General features: G+C 40.1%; 12 protein-coding genes. 1 reads left to right on the forward strand and 11 read right to left on the reverse strand.

All coding sequences use genetic code 11. From position 1 onward, the window contains the following. The coding region (locus HT718_RS09460; RefSeq protein WP_205380734.1) for a hypothetical protein at nucleotides 1-225 on the forward strand (225 nt) is incomplete at its 5' end. Between the two features lie 231 nt (nucleotides 226-456). Here the strand turns inward: HT718_RS09460 and lacD are convergent. The 11 genes from lacD to recN form a co-directional block, all read right to left on the reverse strand. Further along, a complete protein-coding gene (gene lacD / locus HT718_RS05130) occupies nucleotides 457-1,437 on the reverse strand; it encodes a tagatose-bisphosphate aldolase (protein WP_001229114.1) in 981 nt (326 codons plus the stop codon). A 1-nt stretch (nucleotide 1,438) separates the two neighbouring features. Further along, nucleotides 1,439-2,368, reverse strand: a complete 930-nt coding sequence (locus HT718_RS05135; protein ID WP_173267689.1) for a tagatose-6-phosphate kinase — start codon at nucleotides 2,366-2,368, stop codon at nucleotides 1,439-1,441. A gap of 10 nt (nucleotides 2,369-2,378) precedes the next feature. Next, nucleotides 2,379-2,894 (reverse strand): galactose-6-phosphate isomerase subunit LacB, encoded by a 516-nt coding sequence (gene lacB, locus HT718_RS05140; protein ID WP_001216913.1) that lies wholly within the window; start codon nucleotides 2,892-2,894, stop codon nucleotides 2,379-2,381. 148 nt (nucleotides 2,895-3,042) lie between these two features. After that, nucleotides 3,043-3,468, reverse strand: a complete 426-nt coding sequence (gene lacA, locus HT718_RS05145; RefSeq protein WP_000029277.1) for a galactose-6-phosphate isomerase subunit LacA — start codon at nucleotides 3,466-3,468, stop codon at nucleotides 3,043-3,045. Between the two features lie 284 nt (nucleotides 3,469-3,752). Further along, nucleotides 3,753-4,649: an aldose 1-epimerase family protein gene (locus HT718_RS05150; protein WP_173267691.1), complete on the reverse strand. Its 897-nt coding sequence runs from the start codon at nucleotides 4,647-4,649 to the stop codon at nucleotides 3,753-3,755. A gap of 203 nt (nucleotides 4,650-4,852) precedes the next feature. Further along, nucleotides 4,853-6,328, reverse strand: coding sequence for a PTS galactitol transporter subunit IIC (locus HT718_RS05155; protein ID WP_153225885.1), 1,476 nt, complete (start codon nucleotides 6,326-6,328; stop codon nucleotides 4,853-4,855). Between the two features lie 46 nt (nucleotides 6,329-6,374). Beyond that, nucleotides 6,375-6,680, reverse strand: coding sequence for a PTS sugar transporter subunit IIB (locus HT718_RS05160; protein ID WP_000590547.1), 306 nt, complete (start codon nucleotides 6,678-6,680; stop codon nucleotides 6,375-6,377). A gap of 38 nt (nucleotides 6,681-6,718) precedes the next feature. Next, nucleotides 6,719-7,195 carry a PTS sugar transporter subunit IIA gene (locus HT718_RS05165; RefSeq protein ID WP_000521980.1) on the reverse strand — a complete coding sequence of 159 codons (477 nt, stop codon included), beginning with the start codon at nucleotides 7,193-7,195 and terminating at the stop codon, nucleotides 6,719-6,721. Nucleotides 7,196-7,448: 253 nt separating this feature from the next. Beyond that, nucleotides 7,449-9,272: a translation elongation factor 4 gene (gene lepA / locus HT718_RS05170; protein WP_173267693.1), complete on the reverse strand. Its 1,824-nt coding sequence runs from the start codon at nucleotides 9,270-9,272 to the stop codon at nucleotides 7,449-7,451. Nucleotides 9,273-9,350: 78 nt separating this feature from the next. After that, nucleotides 9,351-10,079, reverse strand: a complete 729-nt coding sequence (locus HT718_RS05175; RefSeq protein WP_173267695.1) for a metallophosphoesterase family protein — start codon at nucleotides 10,077-10,079, stop codon at nucleotides 9,351-9,353. Nucleotide 10,080: 1 nt separating this feature from the next. Continuing rightward, entirely contained in the window at nucleotides 10,081-11,748 is a 1,668-nt protein-coding gene (gene recN / locus HT718_RS05180; RefSeq protein ID WP_173267697.1) for a DNA repair protein RecN, read from the reverse strand. Nucleotides 11,749-11,750 lie beyond the last annotated feature (2 nt).

Here is an 11,750-nt window from a genome sequence, read left to right on the forward strand (position 1 = left end):
AAGCTAGCCACAGGCTGCTCAAAGCACTGCTTTGAGGTTGTAGATAAGACTGACGAAGTCAGCTCAAAACACTGCTTTGAGGTTGTAGATAGAACTGACGAAGTCAGCTCAAAACACTGTTTTGAGGTTGTGGATAGAACTGACGAAGTCAGCTCAAAACACTGTTTTGAGGTCATGGATAGAACTAACGAAGTCAGTCACATATATACGGTAAGGCGACGCTGACTTGGTTTGAAGAGATTTTCGAAGAGTATAGCGGATTGAAATAAGATATGAACAGAGAGCTTAGGAAATTCAAATTAATTTCTAGAAATGTTTTAGAATCTATAATGTACTATTTTAGATTCAATCCATTATATAACCTTGAGGATAACTAACTCAAGGTTATTTTTACGTCATCAAAAAAGTCTAGAGATATTACTATCACTAGACTGAATATTTTTTACAATTTGAGTGCTACACGCGTTCTTTCCATGAAGTTGCTGTTGTTTGAAGAACTTTGTTAAGCTCATCAATGTTTTCAAATCCAGTTGTGCGAAGCCATTCGCGAGCTGCTGCTTCACCATCTTTGATGTAAGCTTCAACTGAACCAGCCCATGTAGCACGGCCACAAAGAACTCCGTTGAAGTTTGCACCTGATTCATGAGCAAATACAAGAGTATCTTGGAAAAGTTTAGCTGATACACCAGCACTCAAGTAGATGTATGGCAAGTTTGTTGCTTCATCTTGAGCTTTGAAGAAGGCTGCTGCTTCTTCACGTGTATAAACTACTTCACCTTCAGCGAAGCCTTCAACATATTTAATGTTAACAGGAACTTCTACTTTCAAGACATCAATGTTAAAGCGTGGGTCTGAGAAGACTTTCATAGCACCGATAACTTTGTGTGGTTTTACTTTCGCATATTCTACAGAACCTGCGTCAGCAATTTTTTCATCGTAAGCAAGGATTTCAAGGAAGAATGGGATGTCTTCAGCCACACACTCAGAACCGATACGTTCAATGTAAGCTTGTTTTTCTTGGTTGAGTTCATCTGAGCTATCTACATCATAGTAAAGCAAGAATTTAACTGCATCTGCACCTTCTTCTTTAATACGTTTTGCAGACCAAACATCCAAGCAGTCAGGCAAGCGTTTTGTGCTTGTTGTGTCATAACCTGTTTTTTCATAAGCAAGGAGAAGACCAGCTTTTTCATCAAGAGCTTTAGTTGCTGGAAGTCCATACTCAGGATCAAGAAGCATAGATGAAGCATATTTAGTCAATTCATCTGCTACCAAGACTTTAAGTTCTTCCATTTGAGCTACAGTTGGTTCTTCTGTTTGGTGTTGAGCCATGAGGCGTTTCAAAGCACCACGTTGGTCAAATGCAAGAGCTGAGATGATACCATTTTCATCAGAAAGTTTTTCTAAACGTGCACGTTTTTGTTCTGTTAAAGCCATTTTATACCTCTTTTACTATTAATTGATCATATAGAGCTTGATAGTTGGCCATGTTGACATGACCAGTCATTTTTTCTTGAGCATTGAGCATACCAAGGACATTTGCCTTGATGAGTAATTCTGAATCCGATTCTTTGTGAAGAAGTCCTGAAGAAATTCCTGCCACAGTAGAGTCTCCAGATCCAACAGGATTTACCACCTGAATTCTAGGAATATCTACCTTGTAGAAAGTGTCACCATGTTTGGCAAAGGCACCGTTGGCACCAAGTGAAACGATAATCCATTCAATACCTGCAAACAAAGGTTCTTGAAGTACTTCTTTTAATTCATCCAAATCCTCAGAAACTTCTCTTCCAAGAAGCTGAGACAATTCCTCATTATTTGGTTTGATTACTGTTGGTTTATGTGGTGATTCAAGAACCGCCTGAAGAGTCGCACCAGAGCAGTCCAAGACTACAGGCTTGCCAGCTTGATTAGCAAGTTCTACCAAGCTCGCATAGTAATCAACTGGAAGGCCAGCCGGCAGACTACCTGAGATAGCTACTACTTCAACTGACTCTAGAAGATTTTTAAAATGTTCCAAAAAGTCTTGACCTTCCTGTTCCAATACTACAGGACCTTTTTCAAGAACTTCCGTTTGGTTATCTCCGTGGAGAATAGCGATACAGTTACGAGTTTCTCCCTGAATAGAGAAGAAATCTTTCTTAACGTTATCATCGATATGTTCAACCAAAAACTCACCAAGTTTACCACCTACTAAACCAGTAGCAAGAACAGAATCGCCAAATTCTGAAAGCACTCGTGTAACATTGAGGCCCTTACCACCAGCAGTTTTGGTTACATCCACCACACGATTGACAGTATCAATCTTCAACTCATCCAAGGGATAGGAAATATCAATGGATGGGTTCATTGTGACTGTTAAAATCATAGGTCACCTCTTAGTCGTGGTATTCTCCGCGATCCCATTTTTCAAGGAATTCAGTGAAGAAGTTTGCATCTGTTTGTTGAGCATTATGACTTTCAACGTGTTCAATTTTCGCAATCAATTTTTTGTTTTCTTCAGATGGTTTGTATTCAGCATGGATGAAAGCTTCAATAATATCACACATGAGCAATTCACCAGTAATCTTACCACCAAAACCAATAACGTTAGCATTCAATTGCTCTTTAGCATAAAGGGCTGTTGTCATATCACGAACCAAGGCAGAACGGACACCTGGAACTTTATTTACAGCGTTGTTAATACCAACACCAGTACCACAGATACATACTCCAAGATCAGCTTGACCGCTAGTTACAGCTTCACCAACTTTTTTACCAAAGATTGGGTAGTGAGTACGTGTGTGGTCATAGGTACCAAAGTCAATGACTTCATATCCTTTTGATTTCAAAAATTCTGAAACCGCCATTTTTTCATCTGTTACGATGTGGTCACATCCAATTGCAATTCTCATTAGTTATTCCCTCCGATTAATTATATAAATCTAATATCATTTATCCTTACTCAAGAAAAATCAAGATTAGCTTAGGAAGCGAGCTGCGAGCATAACTGAGGTTAGCTAAAGTGAGCTGACGACAGATTATCTTGATTTTTGAAGAGTATTAGCACATTTTGTTCAACATATCGACCCGAATTTGGTGACGTCCACCATCGTATTTACCGTTAACAAATCCTTTAGCGATGTTTTTAGCCAATTCATCACCAACAAGTTGTGCACCCATAGTGATCATACGTGAGTTGTTGTGACCACGAGTCATATAAGCTGAACGTTCGTCAGAAACTTCTGCAGCAACCATTCCTTTGATCTTAGTTGCAACCATAAATGGGCCAGCGCCATAGGCATCAATCACGATACCAAGGTTTTGTTCTTCTTTGTTTACTTCTGCAGCAACAGCAAGAGTCACATCAACAAAGTCTTGACCTTCAGCTGTAACATCCACAACGTGGAAGTTTTCTTTTTCCAAGAAGTCTTTCACAACTTCTTTCAATCTCAAACCTGCAGCATCTGCACCGATAACAATAGACATATTGTATACTCCTTTTTATTTTTCTAGGCTAGTAAAGACTTTCGTAGTTAGCAGTTTATCCACAAAAGGCTTTCTAGCAGTTTATTGACAAATTGGATTGAATGAGATGAATGACACCTTATTCAAGTTTAGGAAATCAGTTTCCTATAAATAATCTCTCTTTCAAAGAGAATATAACAAGTGATTATTTGTTTGTTACAAACATCATTTGTTGCTTATAAACATAATATACTCCTATTTATCGAAAAAGTCAACAGTTAATGTTTGTTTTTGTGGTTTTTTATCTAAAAGATTTCGATATCAAAACCAATTTGATCTACTTGACCAGGTTCTAGGAGATGAACATTCTTCTTATCTTCTAGATAATCTCCTTCTTCAAGGGATGTTGACAAGCCAGACCATGGTTCAAAAGCAATGAAAGGTCCCTTATTCAAAGTCGACCAGATAATGAGATTTGAGAACTCTGCAAAGTGCACTTTCAACCCTTTATCATGTTTACGAGAACGAAGGGCAATTGTTCTAGATTGTAATTCATCTAAAGTAACTGCATCTGTGCTAAACAAATCATAGCTGAGATCTACTTCTTTTTGCCCCTCTAGCCATGGACTTCTATCTTGAAAATCAAGCATACCCGTTTCTGGGAAAGGACGTGGAACAGAGCAAGTCTCTTCTTTCTCTAACTCTAGATAATAATCTTCATAGACTTCATCATCAAGCAGAGGACAATTAAATCCTGGATGTCCACCAATAAAGTAAGGCATGACCTTGCTAGTTTCTTTATTAAATATTTTGTATTGAGTTCGTACTGTCTTGCTAGTAAGGATATAAGTGATTTCTAAGCGGAAATGATAAGGATAGTTTTGATAGCTATTCTCATCGTCTTCAATTGCAAAAGTTACACTCTTGTCTGTCTGTTCAACTAATTCAAATTCTTTCTTACGAACCAAACCATGACGAGGAATGTTTCCTTTTCTTTCTTGTCCCTTCTCATCTATATAGAGGGCTGTATCCTCTCTCAAAGAACCGCAAATAGGGAAGAGAACAGGAGCTTGTCCACTCCAATAAGTGGCATCCCCTTGCCACAAATACTCCAGACCTTCAGCATCTTTTATAGAAGAAAGAGCCCCGCCAAAACTGTTAAATTGAACACTTAATTGTTCTGATTTTAATTCAATTACCATTATTTTCTCCGATTTCTTGATAGTTTATAAAAAACTAGGCTGTCACTCCTAATGGTATGACAACCTAGTTTCAACAATTTACACTCTGCGAAAATCCAATTCAAACTTCGTCAGCGTCGCCTTGCCGTACTTTAGTACAGCCTGCGGCTAGCTTCCTAGTTTGCTCTTTGATTTTCATTGAGCTTACATTTTATAGGAGCACATTATTTTGCTTTTGCTGCGTACTCTTCGTTACGTTTAATCATTTGTTTTCTGTACCAAGCAAAGATACCGATATAGAATACAAGGAAGACTACAGCACCAAGGATTGCTTTGATATCACCTGTTGTAGTGTTACCAATTGTCCAACCAAGAAGTTTTTCGATTGGTCCTTCAAGAGTTGAGTGAGTGATCAATTGAGTTTGGCTCACACCTTCTGGGAAGGCACCTACACCTTTAGCAAGTTCTGTTGCAAATGGTGCGATAAGTGTACCTGAAAGAAGGAAGAGTGGCAACAAGAGTGTTCCGAAGATAATCATACGGAGCAATTTACCACGTGTTACAACCAAGAGAGCTGGAGTAACACCCATAGCGATGATACCTGCAAGTGGCAAGATACCATTTCCGACTTTTGAAAGAAGCACTGCTTCAACCAACATGATTGGTGCAAGTACGTTGGCACAAGCCCAAACTTCAGCACGACCAGCGATGAAAGGCCAGTCAAGACCGATGTTGAATTTACGTCCTTGAAGACGTTTAGTAGCAACGTTTGTAATACCTTGTGAAAGTGGCTCTACGGCAGCGATGAACCATGAACCGATAAGTGAGAAGAGTTCCAAAGACACACCAGCTGTCAAACCAAGAGACAACCAACCTTTAATAACTAATTGCCAGTTTGATGCATCTTCTACGCCAGCAACTGGATGTGGAGTACCCATCAAACCGATAACAATACCAAGGATGAAACCGATGAAGAATTTAGATCCCCAGAAACCGATTTTCTTGTTCAATTTAGCAGCATCAAAGTCATATTTATCAAGACCTGGGAAGAATTTTTCAAAAATCTTATCCAAAACCATGATAACTGGGTTCATCATGTAGTTCATGTGAGTTGAAGTCATTGGTGATGAACTTGGTGCGTTAAGAAGATCGTCGAATGTAGGTTTCATCAAGTCAGAGTTGATAATTTTAAGAACCCCTACAAGTACAACTGCTGCAGTCGCAATGAAGAGTGAAACTCCTTGGCTAACGCCATTGTTGTCTGCATACCATTTAATCAAAAGACCTGTGATAGACAAGTGCCAGATATCGAAGATATCAACGTCAAGTGTATCAGTTTTCTTCATAGCAAGCATCACTACGTTGACAATCAACATGATGAGCAAGAAGTAAAGTGTCCAAGCAGATCCCCAAGTGATTGTAGCAAGCGGTGCCCAACCAACGTCGGTGATGTTCAATTGAATACCAGTATTTTCAACGAATTTTGCAAGTGATGCTGAGAAAGCACCATTTAGCATACCGATGATAGCACCGATACCAGTAAGAGCGATGGCAAGTTTGATACCACCTTCAAGCGCTTTGGAGAATTTCACTCCAAAAAGTAGAGCCAATACTGTCAAAATGATCAGCATGATGATTGGTCCACCCATGTCCAAGATGGGTTTGAACAGCTTATTAGCTAGTTCGATAATGACATCCATAATAGTTCCTCCCTTTTTATGTTATATGAATGTTAACAAATTAAAATTAGCTTAACCCGTGTTCTTTAATGGCTGCTTCAATATTGTCAAATACTGGAGCACTCATAGCTGGGATACGGAATAAAATTGGTCCAGCTTCGATAACTGGAATACCTGGGTCAAAACCAAGGTCTGTCGCAGCAATTGGTGTGAAGATGTCATAACCTTTGATAAGATCTTCATTAACATCTTTGACCATGACCGCATCACAGTGAACATCAAAACCGCGGTTTGAAAGTTCTTCTTCAAGAGCACTTTTAATTTGGTGGCTTGAGTTAACACCTGCACCGCAGGCAGCAAGAATTTTAATCATATGGATTTCCTCCGATTTAATATTTTTAATTGACAAGATTAAGCGGTTGCTTCAGCTATATAAGCATAGAGAGCTTCTGGTTCTGAAATTTTTGATAGGTCTTCAAGATGACCATTTCCAGTAAAGAAGTCCATCAACTGAGCAAGAATGTTGGTTTGACTTGAACTTGAGTTATTAATGATAAAGAAGAGCAAGGATACCTCTACTTCCTTATCTGGTGCAATCATATTGTGGAAAGTCACTGGTTTTTCTAATCGAACCACTACAACTTTTTCAGCTAGATTATGAACAATATCTGTATGAGGAATAGCAACATTCGGCAAATCCTTACCCAAAAATTCCATATCTAAGCCAGTTGGAAATGACTTTTCACGCGTGATCAAGGCTTCGCGATAGGTTGGAGTCACGATTTCTCGTTCTTCCAATAAGGTAGCTACCTGATCAAATAGTTGTTCTTGATTATCCGCTTCTAAGCAAAACACAAGGTTTTTGTCAAAGAAATGATCTAATCCCATAAGGTTTTCCCTTCTTTCCATTAACTTTATGCTATAAGTATAACACTATATGAAATCGTTGTCAATATTTTTCTGTTCTTTTTTTGTCTCTTTTTTTATATTTTTGTTGTTTTTATAGTTTGTTATATAAAAACAAACAATTAAACAAACATTTATTGCGTTCCAGAACCTAAAAAAGCAGACCATTTAAGCCTGCTTTACTATTAATTCTTATATAAATTTCCTGTAAACAAGGAAAAATAATTCTGACAACTTATTCTTCATCCATACTCAAGACGCTGAGGAAGGCTTCTTGTGGTACTTCTACTGATCCGATAGCTTTCATACGTTTCTTACCAGCTTTTTGTTTTTCAAGGAGTTTGCGTTTACGAGAAACGTCACCACCGTAACACTTGGCAAGTACATTCTTACGAAGGGCCTTGATATCAGTACGAGCCACAATCTTGTGTCCAATTGCTGCTTGAATTGGCACCTCAAATTGTTGACGAGGGATGATTTTCTTGAGCTTATCAACGATAAGTTTACCACGTTCGTAAGCAAAATCCTTGTGAACGATAAAGCTGAGGGCATCCACCTTGTCTCCATTGAGAAGGATATCCATTTTCACCAACTTAGATGGGCGATATTCTGACAATTCGTAGTCAAAACTTGCATAACCACGAGTTGAAGACTTAAGCTTATCAAAGAAATCAAAGACGATTTCAGCAAGTGGAATTTGATAGATAACATTGACACGGTTATCATCAATATAGTCCATAGTCACAAAGTCCCCACGCTTGCGCTGAGCTAATTCCATCACTGCTCCGACAAACTCCTGTGGTACCATGATTTGCGCTTTAACATAAGGCTCTTCAATGGTCGCAATCTTAGTTGGATCTGGGAATTCAGACGGGTTGGACACATCCATAGACTCACCATCGGTCAAATTAACTTTGTAAATAACAGACGGAGCTGTCATGATGAGGTCGATGTTGAACTCACGTTCCAAACGTTCTTGGATAACATCCATATGAAGAAGACCAAGGAAACCACAACGGAAACCAAATCCAAGGGCCTGAGATGTTTCTGGTTCAAACTGAAGACTAGCATCATTCAGTTGCAATTTTTCAAGGGCTTCACGAAGGTCATTGTACTTGTTTGATTCGATTGGATAGAGACCCGCAAAAACCATAGGATTCATCTGCTTGTAACCATGTAAGGGCTCAGCCGCAGGATTAGTTGCCAAGGTAACGGTATCACCCACACGAGTGTCTTGAACCGTCTTAATAGAAGCCGCAATATAACCAACGTCACCAGTCGCAAGGAAATCACGACCAACTGCCTTAGGAGTGAAAATTCCAACCTCAGTCACATCAAAGGTCTTACCATTGCTCATAAGCTGAATATTATCGCCAGGTTTGACCACCCCGTCCATAACACGCACTTGGAGAATAACCCCACGGTAAGCATCGTAAACAGAGTCGAAAATCAAGGCCTTAAGTGGCGCCGTCACATCACCTGTTGGTGCTGGTACTTTTTCTACGATTTGCTCAAGGATTTCTTCAATACCGATTCCAGCCTTAGCAGAAGCCAAAACTGCTTCGCTGGCATCCAATCCAATGACATCTTCAATCTCTGTACGCACGCGCTCTGGATCTGCAGCTGGCAGGTCAATTTTGTTAATGACTGGCATAATCTCCAAATCATTGTCCAAGGCCAGATAAACGTTGGCAAGGGTTTGAGCCTCAATACCTTGAGCCGCATCAACCACCAAAATCGCTCCCTCACAGGCAGCGAGCGAACGTGAAACTTCATAGGTGAAGTCTACGTGCCCCGGCGTGTCAATCAAGTGGAAAATATAAGTTTCCCCATCTTTTGCAGTGTAATTCAACTCGATGGCATTGAGTTTAATAGTAATCCCACGTTCTCGCTCTAAATCCATGCTATCCAAAAGTTGGGCCTGCATTTCACGACTGGATACTGTCTCTGTCTTTTCCAAAATGCGGTCTGCTAGAGTTGATTTACCGTGGTCAATATGGGCGATAATAGAGAAGTTACGGATTTTCTCCTGTCGTTTTTTCAATTCTTCTAAGTTCATGATTCTCTTCCTTTCAGGGTATCTATTTATTATAAATTGTTTTTGATATTTTGACAAGACCATACCCTGCCAGGAGTACTAATCTTCAGCAACAAAGCCGTCATTTTCGATAAAGTGGTGTTCTGTCATTCCTTGGTCTGTAAAGACAATCCCATGAAGGACACCACCATAAACAGCTCCTCCATCCATTCCAATCTTACCGTCTTCTGTCACCCAAAGCTCAGCAGTACCACGCTCTTGCTTTAACAAACCATAAACTGGCGTATGACCAAAGACAATGATTTTTCCAGTATGATTTTCGGCTTCGTGGAATGGTTTTCTGAGCCACACTTTTTTATAATCTGTGGTTTCATGCCAGTCATCCAAAGTCAAATCAATACCTGCGTGAACAAAGATATACTTGTCTGTCTCTACTACAAATGGCATTTGACGAATGAATTCGACCAAGTCTGCCGCTTCAGTAGCAACACACTTGGCATCCTCAACTCCATCAACTGGTGCATCCAAGGGACGACCTAAGATAGAGTTAATGGTTGTATCACCACCATTACGACGATAGTGGTCATAGCTTTCTTCTGGGTCATCGAGCCAAGTCAGAAACATATACTCGTGGTTTCCTGATAGACAGATAGCCCCTTGATTGTCCACTAAATCCTTAACCATTTCAAGAACACGGCGACTATCTTCACCGCGGTCAATCAAATCTCCTAGAAATAGCAACTGGGTCTGACCATCCCAGGTTTTGAGAAGGTCTTCCAGCATCCCAGCTTTTCCATGAACATCTCCAATTACATAATAGTCTGTCATCTTATTTCTCCCTGTTTCTCAACAATTCTCTGGCTTGCGTCAGGGCTGCTTCCGTCACATCATCACCTGCCAACATCTTGGCAACTTCTTCCACGCGCTCTTCAACCGTCAAGAGACGAACAGTCGAAACCGTTGAATGCTCATTGCTAATCTTCTCAATAAAGAATTGATAATCTGCAATCGCAATCACTTGTGGCAAATGGGAAATAGCCAAAACCTGACCATGCTGACCAATCTTGTGAATCTTCTGCGCAATAGCCTGAGCTACACGACCTGAAACTCCTGTATCCACCTCATCAAAGACTATGCTGGTCTTGCCTTCTTTACGTGAAAAGGCAGACTTAATGGCTAGCATGAGACGAGATAATTCCCCACCAGACGCAACCTTGACCAAGGGTTTAAAATCTTCGCCGGGGTTAGTTGAAATGTAAAATTCGACCATTTCATTGCCCTCACGGCTGAATTTGCCTTTGCTAAAACGAACTTGAAACTGGGCTTTTTCCATATAGAGGTCTTGAAGCTCTTGTTTAATCTCTGCTTCGAGCTGCTGGGCCAAATCATGACGAGCAGATGCAAGTTGACCTGCCAAATCGACAAGGTTGACTTCCAACTTTTTAAGCTCTGCTTCCATGTCCTCAGACGAAAGGTTATTGCCTGTCAAGAGATTGTATTCTTCTGTAATCTTGGCAAAGTAAAGCAAGACATCGTCTACAGTCCCACCATACTTACGGGTAATGGTATGAAGGAGGTCCAAACGATTTTCAACCTGCATAAGACGCTTGCCGTCAAAATCAAGGTCCTCAATGATAGCTTCCAGACGTTTGCTAATATCTTCTAAGACATAGTAGGTCTCAGACAGAGAGCTTGAAATTTCACGGTATTCAGGGTCATACTCTTCAACACTTTCCATGTCATTCATAGCCGAACGAACATTGGCCAAACTTGAAAAATCTTCATTGTCCAACATGCTGTAGGCATTGGTCAGTGTATCCGCAATATTTTTATGGTTGAGCAGTTTATCACGCTCTTGATTAAGAGTCAAATCTTCTCCAGCCTGCAAGTTTGCTGCCTCAATCTCTGCCATTTGAAATTCCAACATTTCAATACGAGCCTTGTGTTCCTGTTGGTTTTTCTTGACTTCCAGAACCTGCTTGCGCATTTTTCGATAAGCATCAAAACTCGTTTGATAGGTTTCTTTCAAGTCCCAAAAAGCTACGTCACCGAATTCATCCAACATTTGAATATGAAGTTGAGGGCGCATTAACTCTTCTTGGTCATGCTGACCATGAATATCTACCAGATGTTGCCCAATTGCTCGCAAAACAGACAGATTGACCATCTGACCATTCACGCGACTGATACTACGACCATTTTGCAAGATTTCCCGACGGATGATAATTTCATCCCCCAATTCCAAACCTTGCTCATCAAAAATTTCCTGTAAAAGGCGACTATTCTCAACTGAAAAAAGTCCCTCAATCTCTGCCTTTGACGCACCATGACGAATAACATCTGTCGTAGCACGAGCTCCCAACATCATATTCATGGCATCAATGATAATCGACTTCCCTGCACCCGTTTCACCAGTCAGGACAGTCATTCCCTTTTCAAAATTGAGGGAAATAGCCTCAATAATGGCAAAGTTTTTTATCGAAATTTCAAGTAACATAT

Origin of the sequence: Streptococcus sp. 714 (assembly GCF_013277115.1) — a bacterium.
GTDB lineage: Bacteria > Bacillota > Bacilli > Lactobacillales > Streptococcaceae > Streptococcus.

Excerpts from the sequence above, each read along its gene's own strand:
- lacD (WP_001229114.1), bottom strand. The coding sequence starts at position 1,437 with ATGGCTTTAACAGAACAAAAACGTGCACGTTTAGAAAAACTTTCTGAT.
- HT718_RS05135 (WP_173267689.1), bottom strand. The coding sequence starts at position 2,368 with ATGATTTTAACAGTCACAATGAACCCATCCATTGATATTTCCTATCCC.
- lacB (WP_001216913.1), bottom strand. The coding sequence starts at position 2,894 with ATGAGAATTGCAATTGGATGTGACCACATCGTAACAGATGAAAAAATG.
- lacA (WP_000029277.1), bottom strand. The coding sequence starts at position 3,468 with ATGTCTATTGTTATCGGTGCAGATGCTGCAGGTTTGAGATTGAAAGAA.
- HT718_RS05150 (WP_173267691.1), bottom strand. The coding sequence starts at position 4,649 with ATGGTAATTGAATTAAAATCAGAACAATTAAGTGTTCAATTTAACAGT.
- HT718_RS05155 (WP_153225885.1), bottom strand. The coding sequence starts at position 6,328 with ATGGATGTCATTATCGAACTAGCTAATAAGCTGTTCAAACCCATCTTG.
- HT718_RS05160 (WP_000590547.1), bottom strand. The coding sequence starts at position 6,680 with ATGATTAAAATTCTTGCTGCCTGCGGTGCAGGTGTTAACTCAAGCCAC.
- HT718_RS05165 (WP_000521980.1), bottom strand. The coding sequence starts at position 7,195 with ATGGGATTAGATCATTTCTTTGACAAAAACCTTGTGTTTTGCTTAGAA.
- lepA (WP_173267693.1), bottom strand. The coding sequence starts at position 9,272 with ATGAACTTAGAAGAATTGAAAAAACGACAGGAGAAAATCCGTAACTTC.
- HT718_RS05175 (WP_173267695.1), bottom strand. The coding sequence starts at position 10,079 with ATGACAGACTATTATGTAATTGGAGATGTTCATGGAAAAGCTGGGATG.
- recN (WP_173267697.1), bottom strand. The coding sequence starts at position 11,748 with ATGTTACTTGAAATTTCGATAAAAAACTTTGCCATTATTGAGGCTATT.